Origin of the sequence: Leifsonia aquatica (assembly GCF_014190775.1) — a bacterium.
Classification (GTDB): domain Bacteria; phylum Actinomycetota; class Actinomycetes; order Actinomycetales; family Microbacteriaceae; genus Leifsonia; species Leifsonia aquatica.
Map to the genome: position 1 here is coordinate 160,144 of NZ_JACHVP010000003.1, position 19,661 is coordinate 179,804.

Annotated in this window: 20 protein-coding genes; 10 read left to right on the plus strand and 10 right to left on the minus strand. The window is 71.7% G+C overall.

Annotation, left to right across the window (positions count from 1 at the left end; translation table 11 throughout):
• Positions 1 to 15: 15 nt before the first annotated feature.
• Positions 16 to 1,182 (plus strand): ROK family transcriptional regulator, encoded by a 1,167-nt coding sequence (locus FHX33_RS14060; RefSeq protein WP_183428638.1) that lies wholly within the window; start codon positions 16 to 18, stop codon positions 1,180 to 1,182.
• A 4-nt stretch (positions 1,183 to 1,186) separates the two neighbouring features.
• Here FHX33_RS14060 and FHX33_RS14065 read toward each other — a convergent pair whose 3' ends face one another.
• On the minus strand, positions 1,187 to 2,023 hold the full coding sequence (locus FHX33_RS14065; protein ID WP_183428639.1) for a PfkB family carbohydrate kinase: 837 nt from the start codon (positions 2,021 to 2,023) through the stop codon (positions 1,187 to 1,189).
• Between the two features lie 26 nt (positions 2,024 to 2,049).
• Entirely contained in the window at positions 2,050 to 2,844 is a 795-nt protein-coding gene (locus FHX33_RS14070; RefSeq protein WP_021759493.1) for a GntR family transcriptional regulator, read from the minus strand.
• A gap of 127 nt (positions 2,845 to 2,971) precedes the next feature.
• On the opposite strand from FHX33_RS14070, the gene FHX33_RS14075 reads away from it, so the two are divergent.
• The 3 genes from FHX33_RS14075 to add are packed head-to-tail and all read left to right on the plus strand — an operon-like array spanning position 2,972 to position 6,342.
• Positions 2,972 to 4,390, plus strand: coding sequence for an MFS transporter (locus FHX33_RS14075; protein ID WP_021759495.1), 1,419 nt, complete (start codon positions 2,972 to 2,974; stop codon positions 4,388 to 4,390).
• A gap of 24 nt (positions 4,391 to 4,414) precedes the next feature.
• Entirely contained in the window at positions 4,415 to 5,383 is a 969-nt protein-coding gene (locus FHX33_RS14080) for a nucleoside hydrolase (RefSeq protein WP_021759497.1), read from the plus strand.
• A complete protein-coding gene (gene add, locus FHX33_RS14085) occupies positions 5,377 to 6,342 on the plus strand; it encodes an adenosine deaminase (protein ID WP_183428640.1) in 966 nt (321 codons plus the stop codon). The genes FHX33_RS14080 and add overlap by 7 nt, the downstream gene beginning before the upstream one ends.
• Positions 6,343 to 6,369: 27 nt before the next feature.
• Here the strand turns inward: add and FHX33_RS14090 are convergent, their stop codons facing one another.
• From FHX33_RS14090 to FHX33_RS14120, 7 genes are all read right to left on the minus strand, one after another.
• Entirely contained in the window at positions 6,370 to 7,212 is an 843-nt protein-coding gene (locus tag FHX33_RS14090; protein ID WP_021762592.1) for an alpha/beta hydrolase, read from the minus strand.
• A gap of 92 nt (positions 7,213 to 7,304) precedes the next feature.
• Entirely contained in the window at positions 7,305 to 9,032 is a 1,728-nt protein-coding gene (locus FHX33_RS14095) for a long-chain-fatty-acid--CoA ligase (protein ID WP_021762591.1), read from the minus strand.
• Positions 9,033 to 9,095: 63 nt separating this feature from the next.
• Positions 9,096 to 9,917 carry a tyrosine-protein phosphatase gene (locus FHX33_RS14100; RefSeq protein WP_021762590.1) on the minus strand — a complete coding sequence of 274 codons (822 nt, stop codon included), beginning with the start codon at positions 9,915 to 9,917 and terminating at the stop codon, positions 9,096 to 9,098.
• Positions 9,918 to 10,159: 242 nt separating this feature from the next.
• Positions 10,160 to 10,768, minus strand: a complete 609-nt coding sequence (locus tag FHX33_RS14105; RefSeq protein ID WP_021762589.1) for a response regulator — start codon at positions 10,766 to 10,768, stop codon at positions 10,160 to 10,162.
• On the minus strand, positions 10,765 to 11,793 hold the full coding sequence (locus FHX33_RS14110) for a sensor histidine kinase (RefSeq protein WP_248616246.1): 1,029 nt from the start codon (positions 11,791 to 11,793) through the stop codon (positions 10,765 to 10,767). Before FHX33_RS14110 ends, FHX33_RS14105 begins: the two co-directional genes overlap by 4 nt.
• A gap of 10 nt (positions 11,794 to 11,803) precedes the next feature.
• On the minus strand, positions 11,804 to 12,700 hold the full coding sequence (locus FHX33_RS14115) for a UbiA family prenyltransferase (protein WP_183428641.1): 897 nt from the start codon (positions 12,698 to 12,700) through the stop codon (positions 11,804 to 11,806).
• Between the two features lie 65 nt (positions 12,701 to 12,765).
• The gene (locus tag FHX33_RS14120) at positions 12,766 to 13,548 is read right to left on the minus strand and encodes a methyltransferase domain-containing protein (protein ID WP_021762543.1); all 783 of its coding nucleotides are present in this window, start codon (positions 13,546 to 13,548) and stop codon (positions 12,766 to 12,768) included.
• 34 nt (positions 13,549 to 13,582) lie between these two features.
• On the opposite strand from FHX33_RS14120, the gene FHX33_RS14125 reads away from it, so the two are divergent.
• The 3 genes from FHX33_RS14125 (at position 13,583) to FHX33_RS14135 (ending at position 16,490) form a co-directional block, all read left to right on the plus strand.
• Positions 13,583 to 14,617 carry an alpha/beta fold hydrolase gene (locus FHX33_RS14125; protein WP_021762542.1) on the plus strand — a complete coding sequence of 345 codons (1,035 nt, stop codon included), beginning with the start codon at positions 13,583 to 13,585 and terminating at the stop codon, positions 14,615 to 14,617.
• An 83-nt stretch (positions 14,618 to 14,700) separates the two neighbouring features.
• On the plus strand, positions 14,701 to 15,366 hold the full coding sequence (locus tag FHX33_RS14130) for a class I SAM-dependent methyltransferase (protein ID WP_039921841.1): 666 nt from the start codon (positions 14,701 to 14,703) through the stop codon (positions 15,364 to 15,366).
• Positions 15,367 to 15,467: 101 nt separating this feature from the next.
• Positions 15,468 to 16,490: an alpha/beta hydrolase gene (locus FHX33_RS14135; protein ID WP_021762540.1), complete on the plus strand. Its 1,023-nt coding sequence runs from the start codon at positions 15,468 to 15,470 to the stop codon at positions 16,488 to 16,490.
• A 143-nt stretch (positions 16,491 to 16,633) separates the two neighbouring features.
• Here the strand turns inward: FHX33_RS14135 and FHX33_RS14140 are convergent, their stop codons facing one another.
• On the minus strand, positions 16,634 to 17,668 hold the full coding sequence (locus FHX33_RS14140; protein WP_039921851.1) for a PDDEXK nuclease domain-containing protein: 1,035 nt from the start codon (positions 17,666 to 17,668) through the stop codon (positions 16,634 to 16,636).
• Positions 17,669 to 17,854: 186 nt separating this feature from the next.
• On the opposite strand from FHX33_RS14140, the gene FHX33_RS14145 reads away from it, so the two are divergent.
• The 3 genes from FHX33_RS14145 to FHX33_RS14155 all read left to right on the plus strand — a co-directional run bounded on the left by FHX33_RS14145 (position 17,855) and on the right by FHX33_RS14155 (position 19,500).
• A complete protein-coding gene (locus FHX33_RS14145) occupies positions 17,855 to 18,631 on the plus strand; it encodes a C40 family peptidase (RefSeq protein ID WP_021762538.1) in 777 nt (258 codons plus the stop codon).
• 36 nt (positions 18,632 to 18,667) lie between these two features.
• Positions 18,668 to 18,946, plus strand: a complete 279-nt coding sequence (locus tag FHX33_RS14150; RefSeq protein ID WP_021762537.1) for a hypothetical protein — start codon at positions 18,668 to 18,670, stop codon at positions 18,944 to 18,946.
• Positions 18,947 to 19,056: 110 nt separating this feature from the next.
• Positions 19,057 to 19,500 carry a hypothetical protein gene (locus FHX33_RS14155; RefSeq protein WP_021762536.1) on the plus strand — a complete coding sequence of 148 codons (444 nt, stop codon included), beginning with the start codon at positions 19,057 to 19,059 and terminating at the stop codon, positions 19,498 to 19,500.
• Positions 19,501 to 19,661 lie beyond the last annotated feature (161 nt).

The following is a 19,661-nucleotide window of genomic DNA, read 5'->3' on the forward strand; positions in this document are numbered from 1 at the left end:
GAAGCGGTGCAGCACATGGACGACGAGACGCGGGCCCGGACGGCGCTGCTCCGCTCCTCCTCCGACGCGGCCGCACGCGTGTTCGGAACGATCCTCACCCGCAGCCCGATCAGCCGCATCGAGGTCGCCCGCCGGACGGGACTGTCGCAGGCGGCCGTCACGAAGGCGGTCGCGCCCCTCGTCGCTGCAGGGCTGGTCGACGACTCGCTCGAGGCGACGCCCACCGGCCTCCCGGGCCGCCCGGTCAGCCCGATCGCCGTGGTGCCGGAGGCGCTCGTCGTCACCGGTGTGAAGGTGAATGCGGACGAGCTGGTCGGCGTCGTCACCGACCTCACCGACCGCGTCGTCGCCGCCGAGCGGGTGCCCCTGGCATCAGCAGAGCCCGCTGCGGTCATCGACGCGATCGTCGGCCTCTGCGCACACCTGCAGGCCTCCATCGGCCGGCTCGGCTCGCGGCTGGCCCGCGTCGGCGTCGCCGTCTCGGGCGATGTCGACACCGCAAGCGGCGTCGTGCGCGACTCTGTCCTCATGGGCTGGCGCGACGTCGAGCTCGGCGCCGCGCTCTCCGCACGGCTCGCGCAGGAGGTCGTCGTCGAGAACGACGTGCGCGCCCTGACCATCGGTGAGCACTCGTTCGGCGTCGGGCTCGGGACCGCCTCCTTCGCCATCGTGACGATCGGGCGCGGCGTCGGCAGCGGCCTCCACCTCAACGGGGAGGTCGTCGCGGGCGCGTACGGCGTCGCCGGGGAGATCGGCCACCTGCCGCTCGCCGCTCCCGACCGCCTGTGCGCCTGCGGCCGTCGTGGCTGCGTCGAGGCGGTCGCGGCGACCGGCGCGATCGTGGAGGCCGTCTCGGCCGCGCACGGCCGGCCGGTCCCGATCGACGAGGCGGTCGCCCTCGGCCGCGCGGGCGACCCCGCCGCCGTCACGGTCTTCGCGGAGGCGGGCCGCGTGATCGGCGCGGCCATCGCGAGCCTCGTCAACCTCGTCGGTCCGGAGCTCGTGATCATCGGCGGCGAGGGCGTCGCCGCCATCGACCTGCTCGAGGGGGCGCTCCGCGCCTCCTACGCCGAGCACGCGTTCGGCTCCGCCGGCCGGTGCCGCATCGAGGTGCGCCCGCACACCTTCGAGGACTGGGCGCGCGGCGCCGCGGCCTCCGCGATCCGGTCGCTCCTGGTCTAGGCCGTCACGCCGTGTAGGCGGCAAGCGGCGAGAACGGCGGCTGGCTGCCGGGATGCGCGACCGCGGCGGCGCCGACCGCGCACGCCGCGCGCAGGGCCTCCTCGGGCGTCGCGCCCGCGGTGAGCGCCATCGTCAGCGCGGCGCAGAACGCATCGCCGGCCCCGACCGTGTTCACCGGCTGCACGCGCACGGCGGGCACCCGCGCGACCTCGGTCCCCTTCTCATAGAGGGCGGCGCCCTCGCCCCCGTACGTGACGGCGACCCGCTCGGCCTTCGCGAGCTCGGGCATCAGCGCGTACTCCGACTCGTTGACGATGAACAGGTCGACGCGCTCGATGAGCTCGGCGGGGAGGGAGCGGGCCGGGGCGGCGTTGAGAGCGAGGAAGGCACGGGTGCGTGCCGCGAGCTGGAGGACGAGTTCGAGCTCGACCTCCAGCTGGGCGAGGACCACCTCGTCGTCCGCCACCTCGACGCCCGCGAGGGAGACCTCGGCGTTGGCGCCGGGGCAGACGACGATCTGGTTCTCACCGTCGTGGTCGACCGCGATGAGGGCGGTCCCGGTCGCGGCGGCCACCGTGCGCACATCGCCGACGTCGACGCCGGCCTCCCGCAGCTCGTCGAGCATCCACGCGCCGTCCGCGTCGTCGCCCACTGCGCCGACCATGCGCACGCGCGCACCGAGCCGGCTCGCGGCCGCCGCCTGGTTGGCGCCCTTGCCGCCCGCGTGGCGCTGGAGGAGGCCCCCGCCGATGGTCTCGCCCGGCGTGGGGAGGCGGTCGGCGATGGCGGTGATGTCGACGTTGATGCTCCCGACGACGACGAGGGGGCGGGGGTCGTGCACGGTAGGGCCTTTCGGGTCGGCGGCGGTCAGGAGACCGAGGCGGTGGACTGCATGACCGTGAGCTGGCCAACGTGCGACGACGTGATGCACTTCGCGAGGTAGAGCGGCGTGCCGGCCCGCTCGGCCACCTGCGTCAGCACGAGCACCGAGTCTGCGGGATCGATCCCGAGCAGCTTGGCGCGCGTCTTGCCCGCGACGCTCGCGGCGATCTGGCAGACCGCGGAGTCGAACTGCGGCCCGCGCCGGGCCGTGAGCGAGGCGAGCAGGGAGGCGGGAAGGGCCGCGGCCTCCTGCAGGTCGGAGGCGATGGCGGGGCTGACGTCGCTCAGGTACTTGCCGGCCGGGAGGTGCTCCTGCAGGATCGCGATCGGCTCGCCGTTGCGACGCACGAGCGACTCCCGGAACCACGTGTTCGCCGCGGAGTCGAGCGCGAGCTTGGTCGAGACGAAGTCGGTCGTCTGCTGCAGCTCGAACTCGAGGACCTCGACCTCGACGGGCGCCCCCGACTCGCTGAGCGCGACGTCGAAGGGCTGGAAGAGCTCGAGTCCGGAGCGGGGGATGGCGTCGGCGACGAAGCGACCGACCCCGCGCCGGGTGCGGATCAGGCCGTCCTCCTCCAGCAGCATCAGGGCTTCGCGCACCGGCGTGCGGCTGATGCCCAGCTGCTCGGCGAGCTCGGTCTCGCGGGGGAGCATGGCGCCCAGCGGGAACACACCGGACCGGATGCCGTCGGCGAGCCGTGAGTACACGGCGACCCGCAGCGGCTGCCCGGCGGGCGTCATCAGTCGCTCGCCCAGGAATTCTTCCGTCGTGGTCGTCATCGCCGCTCCTCGCATCGTCCGCCCATTCAAGCACCGGCCGACCGCTGTTTGCAAATGTTGTACCGGAGAGGTATAACTTCCTACTACCTGGCCGGAGGTCCTCCGGCGTCTCTGACATTGGAGTCACATGAGTCACCCGAACCTCTCGACCGCCGCAGCTCCGGCCGCGTCCGCGTCGCCCACTCTCAGAGGCGGCCGCGCGGTCGGCCTCGTCGCCACGCTGGTCCTCGGCGTGCTGTCGTACCAGCTCAACGCGAGCATGCTGTCGCCCGCCCTGCCCGACATGGCGAAGGAGCTGAACGTCGACGTCGGCTCGGTCTCCCAGGTCACCTCGCTGTTCTTCCTCGCGGGCTCGATCGGAGGCGTCGTCCTGTCGCGCTGGAGCGACTTCGTCGGCCGTCGACGGTCGCTCATCATCGTGCTGGCGATCCTCGCGGTCGGCACCCTGCTCTGCATCTTCGCGCCGAACCTGCCGATCCTCCTCGTGGGCCGCGTGCTCCAGGGGGCGTCGAGCGCCGCGTTCCAGCTGGCGTACATCATCCTGAGCGAGTCGCTCAGCGCCAAGATCTTCGGCACCACCCTCGGGATCATCACGGCGGTCAACGGCGGCGTCGGCGGTCTCGACGGCTGGGTCGGCGGTCTGCTGACGGACAACTTCGGCTTCCGCTCGGTGTTCGTCGTGATCTTCGTCTTCGGGATCGTCGCCCTGCTGGCCGTGATCGTCGCCGTGCCACGCGGTGGGCGACCGACTCCGACGGGCACGATGGACTGGTGGGGCGCCGCCGCGCTGTCCGTGGCCCTGATCGGCCTGACCTACTTCGTCTCGAACGGCTCCTCGCTGGGCTGGGTCGCCCCGCTCACGCTCGTGTTCCTCGCCGTCGGGGTGGTCGCCTTCGTGGCGTTCTGGCTGATCGAGAAGCGGCGCACCTCGCCCCTGATCGCGGTCGAGCACCTCCGTTCGCGCCAGGTGTGGCCGGTCATCGTCACGACGGTCCTGACGCTCTCGGGCATCTTCGCGGTGATCAACTTCACCGTCGTGCTGCTGAGCCAGAACGCCGAGATCGGCTTCGGACTCGATGCGGCCACGTCGGCGCTGCTCTTCCTCACCCCGGCCGCCTTGATCGGCGTCTTCGCCGCCCCGCTCTCCGGCTGGCTCGCGGGACGCGCGGGCTGGCTCCGCATCCTGCGCATCGGGCTGCTGCTGAGCACGATCGCGCTCATCGTCATCGCGTTCGTCCCGACCAACCAGGGTCTCGTGCTCGCCGCGGTCGCCTTCCTCGGGATCACCTACAACGGCCTCGTGCTGACGACCGTCAACGGCCTGGGCGTGCTGCTCTCGCCCCCGGACGCGCCGGCGGCGCTGCCCGGCCTGAACGGAGCGGCCTTCGGCATCGGCGCCAGCCTCGGCATCGGCATCGTCGCCCCGTTCGCGGCCTCCGGCTCGCTCGGCGGGGTCACGACGGCCCTCTGGATCTCCGTGGTCATCACCGTCCTGGCCCTCATCACCAGCCTGCTCATCCGCCCCCGCGCCGGCCAGCGCATCTGACACCCGAAACACCGAAAGAAGAGCATGAGCACCACCGATCAGCGCCTCCCCGTCTACCTCGACTGCGACACCGGGATCGACGACTCCCTCGCCCTCGCCTACCTGCTCGCCGCGCCCGGCGTCGACCTCGTCGGCGTCGGCACCGTGAGCGGCAACACCAGCGCCTCCCAGGCCGCGAGGAACACCCTCGACCTGCTCGCACTGGCGGGGCGGGAGGGCGTCCCGGTCGCGCAGGGGGCGGAGGACTGGTCGACGCGGGCGTTCGACGGCGGCGTGCCGCACATCCACGGCTGGAACGGCGTCGGCGGAGTGGAGCTGCCGCGTGGCGCGGGGGAGGTGGCCGGCGAGTCCGCGACCGACCTCCTCCTCCGGCTCTCGCGTGAGTACGAGGGCGAGCTGCGCCTCGTCACCGTCGGGCCGCTGACGAACATCGCCATCGCGCTCGAGGCCGATCCGGGTCTGGCCCAGCGGGTGAAGGACGTGACGATCATGGGAGGAGCGGCCCTCGTGCCCGGCAACGTCTCCGCCGTCGCCGAGGCGAACGTCTGGAACGACCCCGAGGCTGCGGGCATCGTGCTCGAGGCCGACTGGGACATCACCCTGGTGCCGCTCGACGTCACCCTGGAGAACACGCTGGACGAGTCCGACCGCGCCCGCCTGCTGGGCTCGGACGTGCCGCTGGCGGTCGCGCTGGGGCAGATGCTCGACCACTACTTCGACTTCTACGTCGACTTCTACGGGAGCCGCAGCTGCGCCCTCCACGATCCGCTGGCCGCCGCGATCGCCGTGGGCGGCGTGGTTCCGACCGTGGCGCCCGCCGTCGCGGTGGAGGTCGACGAGACCGAGGGCCCGGCGCGGGGTCAGACCATCTGCGATCTGCGCGGGCAGCGCCTCGGTCCGGTCGACCAGCCGGGAGCCCGGACGCGCGTGGTGCTCGGCACGGACCGTCCGCTCGGGCCGCACCTGATCGACCTGCTCACGACCGCATGCTGATCAACCTGCACACCCACCTCGAGGGGCGCGTCCGGCCGAGCACGGCGGCGGCCCTGGCGCCGGCCGCCGGGCTCGACGCCGGGATCGACTGGCAGCGGGCGCTCGAACTCGACGCGCCCTCCGACCTGACGGACTACCTGGCCAAGGTGTCGTCCTCCTACCCCTTCTTCGGGAGCCGCGCCTCCCTCACCCGCATCGCGAGGGAGGCGGTCGAGGACGCGCACGCGGACGGCCAGAGCTACCTCGAGCTGCGCTTCGGGCCCGCGACGCACGTCCGGGACGGCTTCGGCCTGACCGACGTGATCGCCGCCGTCTGCGAGGGGGTGAAGCAGGGGATCGCCATCACCGGGATGCCGGCGGGAGTCGTGGTCGCCGCACTCCGCCTGCACGACGCGGAGACCAACGAGGCCGTCGCACGGGCCGCCGCACGCTTCGCCGGGGACGGCGTCGTGGGCTTCGACCTGGCCGGTGACGAGGCGCGCTTCCCCGACCTGCACGCCTTCGCGGGAGCGTTCGCCATCGCTCGGGCGGCCGGCCTCGGCCTGACCTGCCACGCGGCGGAGGCCGCTCCCGCGCAGGCGGCGCTCGACGCGGTCGAACTCCTCGGCGTCAGTCGCATCGGGCACGGCGCGCACGTCGCCGACGACGCGGAGGTGCTGGCGCGGGTCGTCGACGCCGGCGTGGCCATCGAGGTGTGCCCGACGTCGAACCTCTACACCGGTGCCGTCGCCTCGCTCGACGCGCACCCGGCGGGCCGGTTCCGCGAAGCGGGCGTCGCCGTGGTCCTCGGCGACGACAACCCGCGGCAGACCGGCGCGCCGTTGTCGCGGGAGCACGCGCTCCTCGCCGACACGCTCGGTTTCGACGCACCCGCGCTCCGCCGGCTCGCCGACGACAGCATCCGCGTGGGCTTCATGGAGGAGCACGTCCGCACGGCGCTCGCCGTGCGCGCCGGCTGACGGCGCGGCACGACGGCGACGCACGCGCTACCCGCTGTGCCGCTGCACGAACTCGAGCGCCTCGTCCGCGACCTCCCGCCATCCCGGGTCGATGACGAGCGAGTGCCCGCGGCCCGGCACGACGATCAGCTCGGTGACCCCGGGGTTCTTCTGCTGGATCTTGAACTCGTTCTCGACGACCGCCTGCGGCACCGTGTGGTCGTCGCCGCCGGCGATGAGCAGGAGCGGGCCGCGGTCGTGGTTGTCGGTGATGACCTTGGTCTCGGCGAACGGGTTGAAGTTGGCGGTCGCGGCCTGGAAGATCGGCACGGCCGACGCGGGCACATGGTACTTCTCGTAGAGGGCCTTGCCCTCCTCCTCCGAGACCGCGTTGGTCCAGCCGTACGCGAACTGCTCGTACGTGAGCGTGACGCCGTGCTTCGTGCGGTTGAAGGTCAGGAGCGCGGGCGCCCCGGCCTTGAGGGCCGACGGCGGGAGGGCGGTGACGCCCTTGAACTGCGCCGGGTCGATGGCGACGGTGACCGCGTTCTTCGCCTCGCCGGCGAGCTTCTGCGCGATGAGCCCGCCGAAACTGTGCCCGATGACGACCGGCGCCTGATCGAGCGCGTCGATGGCCTCGGCGTAGTGGTCGGTGACCTGCCGCACCATCTTGCCCGCGAAGACGTCCGGGTCGGCCTTGGCCTGCTCCACCGTCTCGGGATCGTCGGGCCACCCCGGTGCGATGGTGGCGTATCCCTGGTCTTCGAAGAGGTCGCGCCAGGGCTGCCAGCTGCTGGAGAGCAGCCACAGGCCGTGCACGAACACGACGGGCGTGCGCCCGGAGGTGTTGGCGGCCTCGATCTCGTCGAGTTCCGTGGGGGTGAGGGTCATCGCGCGACTCCGTTCGTCTGTGAGAGTGCTTTCGCGCGAACGGTACCGGGTGCGAGGGGGTCGTGGGGAGGGGGGATCCGCCGGGCCGCCCGTCAGCCGCGATCCAGCCCCGCGAGGATCTCCTCGCGCACCGTCCGTCGGAGGACCTTGCCCACCAGCGATCGCGGCAGTTCGTCGACCTGCACGAACCGCTTGGGGATCTTGTAGGCCGCGAGATGCGCCCGGCAGTAGTCGCGCAGGGCTCCGGGGTCCACGGTGATCCCCTCGTTCATGACGACGGCGGCGACCACGTCCTCGCCGCCCGATCCGCGGGGCAGACCGACGACGGCGGCGGCGCTGACGTCCGGGTGGGAGGCGAGGGTCTGCTCCACCTCGCTCGGGCTGACGTTGAAGCCGCCGGTGACGATGAGCTCCTTGATCCGGTCGATGATGGTCACGAACCCGTCCTCCGAGACGGTCACGATGTCGCCGGTCCGCAACCAGCCGCCGTCGAGAAGCGCCGCACGCGTGTCGTCGGGGCGCCGCCAGTAGCCGTGGAAGACCTGCGGTCCGCGGATCAGCAGTTCGCCCGGTTCGCCCGAGGGGACGTCGACGGTCACGTCGGCGGGGTCCACGACGCGGATGTCGGTGCTCGGGAACGGCACGCCGACGGTGCCGGGCCGCCGCGACGGCCCCATCGGGTTGCCGAGGGCGATCGGGGAGGCCTCCGTCATCCCGTAGCCCTCGACGAGGAGGCCGCCGGTCGTCTCCTCCCAGCGGGTCACGGTGGAGACCGGGAGGCTCATCGCGCCCGAGATGGCGTACCGGATCCTGCTGAGGTCCAGCCTCTTCTGCTGGGCCGCGCGAGCCAGCGCGTCGTAGATCGGCGGGACGGCGGGGAGGAAGGTCGGCGGCGACGTCCGCGCGGCCGCGATCACCAGGTCGACGTCGAAGGTCGGGAAGAGCACGACGCGCGCGCCGATGCTGAGTGCGGTGGTGAGACAGAGGGTCAGTCCGTAGGCATGGAACAGCGGCAGGATGCCGTAGAAGACCTCGCCGCCCTCCCGGAGCCCCGGGACCCAGGCCCTGCCCTGTGCCGCGTTGGCGACGAGGTTGCCGTGGGAGAGGATCGCCCCCTTCGGCGTGCCCGTCGTGCCGCTCGTGTACTGCAGGAGCGCGGCATCCCCGACCCGCGGGCGCGGCGTGCGGCGCGGGAGGGGCCGGTGGGTGACGAGCTGTTCCCAGCGGACCACCCGCTTCGCCGTCGGGGTGGAGGTCATCGCGGCTCGTGCCGTGCGGGCGCGGCGCAGCGGCAGGCGGAGGGCGGCGCGTTTCCCGAACGGCAGGGCGCGCGTGATGTCGACGGAGATCACGCGCGCGGGCGCGGCGTCGGCGGGGAGACCCGCGATCATGTCGGTCGCCTTGTCCCAGACGATGGCGACCTTCGCGCCGTGGTCCTCGAACTGATGCCGGAGCTCGCGTGCCGTGTAGAGCGGGTTGTGCTCGACGACGATCGCGCCCAGACGGACGACGGCGTAGAAGGCGATCACGTGCTGCGGGCAGTTCGGAAGCACGAGGGCGACCCGATCGCCGGCGGCGACGCCGAGCTTGCGGAGTCCGTTCGCCGCGCGGGCGACCTGGTCCCCGAGCTCGCCGTACGTCGTCGTGCGACCGAAGAACTCCAGCGCCGCGCGCCGTCCGAACCGGCGCACGGACGCGTCGAGCGTGTCGACGAGCGTGGTCGTGGCGGGAGGGATGTCGTGGGGGACCCCCTCGGCGTAGGAGGTGAGCCAGGGGCGGGCTGCCCGGGCGCCGGGTCGATCCGAGGAAGGGGGCGTCATGGCCTCACCGTAGGCCCCCCACCTGGCGATCCCCCGCGTGCGGAGGACGCCCGGGTGGCCGGATCACTCCCGCGGGGTCGACTCCTGCCGGAGCGCCCCGCGCACGCTCGCGAGCTCCGTGTCGGTGAGGCCGCCGGAGCGCAGGTAGCCGGCGGCGTCGCCGTGGTTCGCGTCGACCCAGTCGAGCGCGGCGGTGATCGCCGAGGCCGGGGACTTCGTCGCGAGCGTCTCCAGGCGCGGCACGAGCGGGATGCCGAGCTGCGTGACGAGGCCGGTCAGCACGTCGGCGAAGGCGCCCGCCAGGTTGGCCTGCGTGAGCTCGTAGTCCGCGACGATCGCGTCCCGATCCGCACCGGCGATCGAGAGCAGCAGGGCCGCGGCGATGCCGGTGCGGTCCTTGCCGGCGGTGCAGTGGAACAGCACCGCGGGGCGCTCGGCGCCGACGGATTCGGCGACCGTGCGGGCGACCTGGGCGAACTGCGGGGCGCTGCTCTGCAGGATGGCGACGTAGAGCTCCTCCAGGGTCGGGATCTGCTCGACGAGGGCGGCGATCTGCTCCTGGCTCAGGGCGGTGCGGTCGCCGGAGGGGAGGAGCTGCTTCACCAGCTCGTCCATCGCGCCGCCCAGGATGGACAGCTCGACCAGCCGCGTCTCACCGCCGGCCGGCAGCACGTCCGGAGCGCGCAGGCGCTCGCTGTCGGTGCGGAGATCGATGGCCGTGCCGATCCGCAGATCGAGGAGGGCCTGCACGCCCGTGGGGGTCAGCGTCGCCAGAGCATCCGAGCGGAACACGACTCCCGGCGCGACCACGGCGCCTCCGTCGAGGGCGATGCCGCCCAGGTCGCGAGCGTTGTGGGTGCCGTCGATCACCGATGTCAGTTCCATGCGTTCCTCCAGGCCTGCGTGTGGGATGAGGATATCAACGGCGAATGCCGCGACCGAAACCTCTCTTGACCGGGGGATTAATCAGACGACCCGCGAGATGTGACCAAAGGTGTATTCACTTCGAGAAATGCGGGGATTACTTTCATTCTGTGCGCCATCGGGGGACGGCGCTGGCGGTGGCGGGCAACGGGGGTTCCTGCCACCGCCGCCTCTGTTAACGGCCCCGACCGCCGCCGCGGGCCTCAGTTCAGCAGCCCCAGCCGGGCGGCCTTCCGGACCGCATCGATGCGCGAAGTGGCGCCGAGCTTCTCGTACATGTTCGTCGTGTGCCGCTTGACAGTGCCCTCGGCGATGGAGAGCGACGTCGCGATGTCGCGGTTGGAGTACGCCTGCGCGATCATGCGCAGCACCTCCTGCTCCCGGATGGTGAGGATCGTGCCGGTGACCTCGGAGTCGGCGCCGGAATCGGCCGGCTCGTCCGCGGGCGGCGTCGCGCGCGCGATCACCGCGATCAACTGCTCGCTGTCCACGGTCTTGGTCACGAAGGCCGCGGCTCCCGCGCGCAGGAGCTGGCGCTCGAGCACGGCGTCGCTGTGCATGGTGAGGATGACGATCGCCGTCCCGGGGTGGTGCCGGCGCAGCCGCGAGACCGTCTGCTCGGCGGGCGACCCCGGGATCTCGACATCGAGGAGGAGCACGTCCGGGGCGTGGTCGGAGACGAGGGTCCACGCGTCGTCGCTGGAGCCCCCCTCGCCGACGATGCGGAAGCGGCCCTCGATGAGCGCGCGGATCCCCTGTCGGAACATGCCGTGGTCGTCGATCAGGACGACGGTTCGCGATTCGTCTGTCATGGAGTTCCCGGGCCTCTCGGAATGGTCAGGCTGAGTGTCGTCCCGGTGCCGAGGCCCGGGACGATGTCGAGTTCTGCGCCGATGAGCTCGGCACGCTCCTGCGCCACGATGAGACCGAGCGCTCCCGAGCGCACGGTCTCATGGGCGAAGCCGTGGCCGTTGTCGCTCACCGCGATGGTGAGGCTGCGCCGGTCCCAGTGCGAATGGACGCGGATCATCCCGGCATGGGAGTGGCGGCGGGCGTTGTGGACGGCCTCGCGGATGATGATGAACGCCTCCTCCTGCACTCCCGTCGACAGCCGGTACGGCGTCCCTTCGACCGTGGTCAGCACGGGCGGGCCGGAGTCGTCGAGGTCGTCGACGTAGTCGCGCAGGGCCTCGTCGAGCCGCTTGTCGCCGACCGCGTGACGGAGGTCGAGCGCGATCGCGCGCGTCTCATCCAGCGCGGCCCCGAAGAGCTGGAGCCCCTCCCGGAGGCGCGGGTCGGAGCCGTCGTCGATGCCGCCCAGCTCGAACCGCTGGAGGCCGGCGGCGATGCTGTGCGCCACCCGGTCGTGCAGCTCCCGCGAGATCCCGAGCCGCTCCTCGCTGTGGGCGACGGCGAGGCGTTCGAGCAGCACGTTCACGTAGCCGACGGACGCCGGGACGACGGCGGCCATGATGGCGGAGTTCAGCGCGCGCGCCAGATCGCCGAGGCTGATGTCGGCGTCGTGGTCCGCACTGATGATCGAGAAGGCCACGTCGAAGAGCTCGGTGGCGGCGCTGAGGCTGTCGACCGGGTGGATGTTCTGGCGGGCCCGCGTCTCGCCGACTCCGGAACCGTGTCGCGCCGGGGTGACGAGGCGTTCCGCGCTCGCCGGCCGGCCGAGGGTGTCGAAGGTGCGGTCGAGGATCCAGTCGACCTGGGTCGCCAGCTGCTCCTTCACCTCGGCGTCGGCGACGAGCGTGCTTTCAGCGGCGCGGAGGCGTTCGAACAGCGTCTCCAGGATGCGGTCGCGCAGCGCGACGCCGTCGTCACCGATCACCAATTCGACCTCAACCCCCCAGTGCGCCGAGCAGCGCTGCGATGTTCAGAGCGTACTGGCCGGTCATGAAGGAGCGGTAGGGACGCTTCTCGTCGCCGCGGTCGCCTCCCCGTGCGACGAGCACGAAGACGATGACGACCGGCCCCGCGAAGCCGAGCACGAGCAGCGCGCGCAGCTGCTCGACGACCGCTCCGAGCACGAGCGCCGTGGCGGACACCGCAGCGGTGCCGAGGGCGACCACGGTCCGCGCGCGCTCCTCGCCGAGCAGGACGGGCAGCGAGCGGCGGCCCTCCGCCGTGTCGCCCGCGACGTCGCCGAAGTCCTTCGTGTGGCCGACGACGACGATCCACGACGACGCCACGGTCGCGAAGGCGAACGCGGAGGTGGACACCGTGCTCGCGACGACGTGCGCCGCGGCGAGGTAGGTCAGGAACACGCCGCCCCCGGCGACCGCGAGCGCGGCGACGCCCGCCTTCTTGGCCGCCCACGGCCCGACCGAGTAGACGAGCCCCAGGCATACGAAGGCCACGACCGCGAGGGGGAAGGGGCTGGGGAACAGGGTCGCCATCAGCAGGGAGACGGCCAGGAGGGCGACCGCGATGACGATCGCCGGGCGCTTGTCGAGCCTCCCGCTGGCCAGCGGCCGCGACGACCCGTTGAGCCGGTCGCCCTCGATGTCGCTGATCCCGTTGATCAGGTAGACGGCCCACACGGCGAGCAGCCAGGACGTCCCCGCCGTCCACAGCATCGGCGACGACCACTCCGCGTCCGCGACCAGCAGCGTCCCCACGACGAAGCGGAGCGCGAAGACGCCGAGGACCACGGGTCTGCCCTCCAGAAAAGCCAGCCCCACCTGCGACGCGCACTCCGCGAGCGCACGGCGGTGCGGCTGGACCACACTGCTCATGGGCTCATTGTCGAGCCCTCCTCACCATTGCGGGCGGCGTGGCGGCTACAACGAAAGTCACATCTTCAGGCCGGGACTAGCCGTCCGACGATGAACAGTCTCCGGAATCCGAAGACGGTCGCGCCGTGCTCGGCCGGATAGGCGGCACGGAGGCGGGGCCGCAGCTCGTCGACGAACGCGTCGGCGCTCGGGCCGAGAGCGGCGAGATAGGGGCGCAGGCGGGTGCCGCTGAGCCACTGCAGCACGGCGTCGTCGCCGGCGAGGACGTGCTGGTACGTCGTCTCCCACCCCTCCACGCGATGGCCGGATTCCAGGAAGATGTCGAGGTACTCGCGCATGCTCCCGACGCGGGAGATCACGGTACCGACGCCGTCAAGAGCCCCCGCCCAGCGCGGTTCCGCAGCGAGCTGGCGCAGCAGCACCTGAGAGGGCGAGTCCTCGTTGCCTGGGATCTGCACCGCCACCGTCGCCGCGGGATGCAGGCGGGGGAGCCAGGAGCGCAGCAGGTCGCGGTGGCCGGGCACCCACTGCAGCGCGGCGTTGCTGACGACGAGGTCGACGTCGCCGGCGGGTTCCCACTCCTCGATCGCCTGCTGCCGGAACCGCAGGTTCACGCGGCCGGCTGCGACCGTCTCCGCGTCGGCGAGCATCTCGGCCGACGAGTCGATGCCGAGCATCTCCGCCTCGGGCCACCGATCGGCCAGCGTCGCGGTGAGCTCGCCGGTGCCGCAGCCGAGATCGACGACGCGCGCCGGGCTCAGGCCGTCCAGCCGGCTCGTGAGGTCGAGGAACGGGCGCGCCCGCTCGTCCGCGAACGTCCCGTACAGTCCCGGATCCCAGCGCACCATACGGGCATCGTACGCACGGGCTCACAATGGACGCATGCAGCAGCGCATCGCCCGCGTCGCGACGGTCGGGGGAGCGGAGGTGGCGTACGCGACCGTCGGCCCCCGCGACGGCCGCGCGATCGTGTACGTCTCCGGCTGGCTCAGCCACCTCGAGCGGGGGTGGGCGCTGCCGGAGGAGCGCTCCTTCTCCGCGGGTCTCGCCCAGGGCGCGCGGCTCGTCCGCTACGACCGCGCCGGTTGCGGACTGTCTCCGGAGCCCGTGCCGAGCCGTCCGCCGTCGCTCGCGTTCGAGCTCGAGCAGCTGGATGCCGTCGTGGCGACGCTCGGGCCCGAACCGTTCGACCTGGTCGGGGTGTCGATGGGTGCGCTCGTCGCCGTGGCGTGGGCCGCCGCGCACCCCGCGTCCGTGCGCCGCCTGGTGCTCTACGGCGGCTGGGCCTCCGGTGCGCAGGTCGCCGCGCCCGCCGTTCGGGAGCACCTCCTCGGCCTCGTCGAAGCGCACTGGGGTCTCGGCTCCGACGTGCTCACCGACGTCTTCGCGCCCGACGCGGGCGCCGCGCTGCGTGCGGAGATCGGCCGGTACCAGCGCGCCTGCTCGACCGCCGCGACCGCCCGCGCCCTGCTCGGGATGAGCTACGCGCTCGACGTCAGCGACCTCCTCGGCAGCGTGCGTGCCCCGACGCTGGTCGTGCACCGCGAGCACGACCGCGCGGCGCCGGTGGCAGAGGCCGAGGCGCTCGCCGCGGGAATCCCGGACGCACGACTCGTCGTGCTGCCCGGGCGATCGCACCTGCCGTACGTGGGCGACGCGTCGGCCCTCGTGGCGACCATCCGCCGCTTCCTCGGCTTGCGCGCGCTGCGGGAGGGCGGCGGGATGCTGACCGCCCGGCAGCAGGAGGTCGCCGCCCTCGTCGGCGAGGGCCTCACCAACCGGCAGATCGCGGCGCGGCTCGGCATCGAGGAGCGCTCCGCCGAAGGTCACGTCGACCGCATCCGGCAGCGGCTCGGACTCCGCTCCCGTGCGCAGCTCGCGGCCTGGCACTCGGCTCAGCGCGACGGCCGGGCGTGAGAGGCGGAGCCGATGCGGTCGGCGCAGCGAAGTGGGGTGGTTCCACGCCTGCCCGCGTGGCCCGGAGCGGCGACGCTGAGACCATGACCGAGACCGATACCGAGACCGTCCAGCCGCCCGCCTTCGAACAGCACGCCCTCCGCGGGCGTTTCAACGCCGCCTTCTTCCACGCGATGGACCCGGTGCTGCAGCGCAGCCTCCAGCCGCACAAAGACCGCGTCTTCGCCGACCTCCCCGGCACCGTCGTCGAGATCGGCTCGGGCGTCGGGGCCAACCTCCGCTACCTGCCCTCCGGCGGCACGCTCGTCGCCGTCGAGCCCAACCGGTACATGCACGACGGGCTCGCGGCCGCGGCGCGCGAGCACGGCATCCACCTGGACCTGCGCGCGCGGGTGGCCGAAGACACCGGCCTCGCCGCGGGGAGCGTCGACACCGTGATCTCGTCGCTGGTGCTCTGCACCGTGCGGCAGCCGGAGGCGGTGCTCGCGGAGATCCGCCGCATCCTGCGACCGGGCGGCACCTTTCGCTTTGTGGAGCACGTGGAGGCCGCGCCCCGCACCCCCACCCGGGCGGCGCAGCGCCTGTTCCGCCGGCCGTGGGCATGGACCTTCGAGGGCTGCTCCTGCGAACGCGACCTCGAGAGCGCGGTCCGGGCCGCCGGGTTCGCGAACGTGGACGTCGAGAGGTACCGCATCCACACGCCGTTCGTCCCGTTCAACACGCAGATCGCGGGGGTGGCGACGGTGTAGAGCGGCCCGGTCGAAGATGGTCCCCCGGGACGATCTTTCCGCTCGCGCCGCTGGTACTCCCGCCCGATCCGCCGCCGGGCCGGCCGCCATACGTTGAATACATGAATACCCGCACCGACGGATCCGGCCTTTCCTCCACCCCGAACGACCCTCACGACACCCCGCCGGCCCGCGCGCCGCGCCGCGGGAGGGCGTTCCTGAAAGTCACCGCGTTCTGGATCGCGGGCCTCGTGGCCGTCGTCGGCGTCACGCTCGCCGTGACCTCCATCTCCAATGCCGTCGCCACGTCGGCCGAGGCGAAGGAGATCGAACCGTACGGCCAGAGGGTCGACGTCGACGGCAAGAAGATGAACGTCGTCGTGAGCGGGCGGGGCGACCAGACCATCGTGCTGCTGCCCGGCTTCGGCACGTCGTCGCCGGCCCTCGACTTCGGCCCGCTCACCGAGAAGCTCGACGTGGACTACCGCACCGTCGTCGTGGAGCCGTTCGGCTACGGCCTGAGCGACCAGACCGACCGGCCTCGCACCTCCGCCAATATCGTCTCCGAGGTGCACGACGCGCTCGGCGAGCTCGACATCCACCGCTACGTGCTGATGGGGCACTCGATCGCCGGCATCTACGGTCTCGAGTACGCCAACGCCTACCCCGACGAGGTGACCGCGTTCGTCGGCATCGACAGCAGCGTGCCCACGCAGCCCGGGATGGATGACGAGCTGCCGATCGGAGCCATGCAGGCCATGAAGTCGCTCGGCCTGATGCGGGTGCTCACCGGCCTGGCAGGCGACCCGTATGCCGGGGCGTCGTTCAGCGATGACGCGAAGAAGCAGATGACGATGCTCTCGATGCAGAACAGTCTGAGCCCGACCTACGTGGATGAGACGGAGCACTTCTCGCAGAACTTCCGCGACGCGCAGCGGCTCACCTTCCCCCGCGACCTCCCGGTGCTCCTGTTCGTTCAGGACGACAACACCGATGTGAAGGGGTGGATGACGCTGCACGAGGAGCAGGCGGCGAGCGTCGACCGCGGCGAGGTCGTTCCCCTGCCGGGCGAGCACTACCTCCACCACACCCTGTCGGCGGAGATCGCCCAGGGCACCGAGCGGTTCCTGAACGAAACCCGCTGATCCGCCTGTCGGGTCTCGCTCGTCGCGCCCCGGCGCGGTAACGTGGCCCGACGTCGGGGGGACTCGCCTATCGGGGCGACTCGTCTGGTTCGATTTCCAGAGTCCTCCACCATTCGATCCGGGGCCCGAGGTCGCCGGCTCCCCTACGTTCCGGACGCCTCAGCCAGAGCCTTGGTGAGATCATCCGCGGACGGGAGGGCGTGCTTCTCCGCGAGCGGCAGGGCATCGTAGGTATAGGTGCTGACGGCGACAGGCTGCGCTGTGCCTCCGAGTGAGTACCGGACGACGGCTTCGTTGCGATCCGTGCACAGGAGTATTCCGACGGTGGGCGCATGCATCGGGAGGCGCAAGCGGTCGTCGACGAGCGCGACGTAGAAGCCCAATTGCCCGGCGCGGGACGGCTCGAAGCGTCCGATCTTCAGCTCGACGACGATGTAGCGCAATTGAACCGTGTGGAAGAAGAGCAGGTCGATGTAGAAGTCGTCCCCGTCGACGTCGAAGTGCTTCTGTCTGCCGACGAAGGCGAAACCGTCTCCGAGTTCAAGGAGGGTGTGTTCGATTCGTTCTGTGAGGGCCGCTTCGACGTCGCGTTCGCGCGCCTGATCGCCGACGGCGAGGAAGTCGAACACGTACGGGTCGCGCGTCAGTTGCTGGGCACGAGCGGAGTCGATCCCGTCGAGGTGGACTTCGAAGTTCGAGGGGGCTGCGCCGACCCGATTTCGCGTGTCGGCTGAGATGCGGTCGACGAGCAAAGCGCGCGACCATCCCAAGCGCACCGACTCCGCGGCGTACCAGTCTCGGGCTTCCCGGCTGTCCAGCTTGTCGAGGAGCGTCGTGACATGTCCCCAGGGAAGTTGTGCAACAGGCTGTTGCACAAACGCTTCGATGCTCTTGTCCGGCCACGCTTCCGAGAAAGCTCGCATGTACAGGAGGTTGCGGCGCGACAACCCCCGCATCTCGGGAAAGGAATCGGCAAGGTCCCTCGCCAGCTGATCGACGACACCGGCTCCCCAACCCGCGATCTGTTGCTGTTCGAGGATCGTGCGGCCGATCGACCAGTAGAGGCCGATGAGTTCCGAATTCGCAGCGCGTTGGGCGCGTGCCCGGGCCGCGCGAACCCGCTGACGCAGATCCGCGAGCACCATGCCGTAGCCGGGCGGGATCGCGATATCTTTCATACGACGAGCGTAGTCGCGGCCGCCGACCATGCGGCCCGCCTTGTCCGCGCGATCTGAGAGAACCCGAACCCGCAGCGGCGTCCTTTGCCGGTCGCGCCCAGTGTGGCCCGCCTAGGCTCGATCGGGTTGGGGAGGCCGGTCTGCACCGGGAGCACGCACTCACGGGGACGACGCGGAAGGAACGGGATGGCCACGAGCGGACGAGCGCGCCATCGGATCGAGGCCGGGACGACCCGCGCCGGGCGGAGACGGGCTGAGAAGCCCGAGACCGCGAGCCGCTCCGATGACCGTCACCGCACCGGCCGAGCCGCCGCCTTCACCGCCTCCGCCGCAGCCCTCGCCCTGATCGGCGTCGTCGCCGTCGTGCCACCGGCCGACGCGGCCACCTCCGCCACCGCGCTCGTCGACGCATCGATGCTCGCTTCGTCGTCGTCGTCCGCGGGCGGTTCCGGCGCCACGAAGAGTCAGCACCTGGCCTTGGCCCGCTTCGCCGCCTCCACCATCAGCCGCGACACGCCCGTCGCGTCCGCCCTGGCGGGTGTGGTGCAATCCGAAGGCGGCGCCGCCGGAGACCAGGCCGCATCGGCCATCATGGACTCCCTCGCCGCGGGAGGCGCCCGGGCCGCGATCGTGAACGCCGCACTGTCGTACCTCGGCACGCCGTACGTCCTCGGCGGCGCGTCGCACTCCGGCATCGACTGCTCGGGACTCGTGATGGAGGCGTATGCCGCTGCGGGCATATCCCTCGGCCACCTCGTGCACCTGCAGGACGACGCCGGCACCGTGATCCCCGAGTCGGAGGCGAAGCCGGGCGATCTGGTCGTCTTCGACGACGAGGAGCACATCGGGATCTACCTCGGGAACGGTACGCTGATCCATGCACCCGATGTCGGACGCGATGTGTCGATCACCACGGTCTGGCAGGGCGTCGCGCACCACTTCACCCGCATCCTTCCCGGCTGACCCGCCGCGGGAGCCTCGACGCGAACGGAGGAACCCATGTCCGTCAGAACCGTCCGAGCACTCTGGTGCATCGTCCCCTTCGCGCTGGTCGTCGCCGTCGTCGCCTTCGCCCTCGTCGGCGCTCCCGGGATCGATCACGGACTCTCGACCACGAAGGTCCCGTCGCACACCGTCCTGACCCGACGCGAGTGGGTCGACATCGGCATCGGCCTGCTCTTCACCCTGATCGCCGTGGTGACGGCCGCGCGACTGCTCGGCGGTCGCCGCCGCACCGCGCCAGCCCCAGAACCCGCTGACGCGCTCGTCACCAACTGACTTCGCCGAGCATCCCTCTCCGGGTGCCGAGGTTCACGTAGTGGCGGCTTCGGGTCCCGGAATGAGCGCAACGACGTGAACCTCGGCGCCACGCTGGCTAGGCTCCCGGCATGGGGACCTGGGGGAGGCGCATCGTGGCGGCCGGGCTGGCGGCCGCGCTCGCGCTGACACTCGCGGGTTGCGGGTCGTCGGCCCGTCTCGGGATCGACCGCTGCCTGCCCGCACCGCTCGAGGTGACGCCGCCAGGGCCGGACGCGGGAACCACGGTCACCGTCTCCAGCCCCGCTGCGGAATGCGACCTCGGCTACTCCGCGGGGCACACCTACTCCGTCACGCTCGTTGCGGAAGGAGTGCCGGGCACCCCGGGCACCCGGACGTCGCCGGTGGAGGTGGAGGTCGCCGCCGACGGTTCCTTCAGCGTCCCCCTCGCGATACCGGACGACTTCCCGCGCGGCGACGCGTCCGTCGTCGTGAGCGGGAGCCCGTACGACGAGTGCGGGAAGGACGGCACCGGATCCTGCGCCGGCTACACCGCGGCCGTTCACGTCCGCTGACCGAGGCCGAGGTTCACGTAGTAGCGGCTTCGCGGCACGGAACAGGCGCAACAACGTGAACCTCGGCGGATGTCAAGGTCCTCGGCCCCGGAATGGCCCGGTGGTACGGTCGTGGTCCGGGCCCGTGCGGGCGGGCGCGGGATGGCCGAGCACCCGCGCTG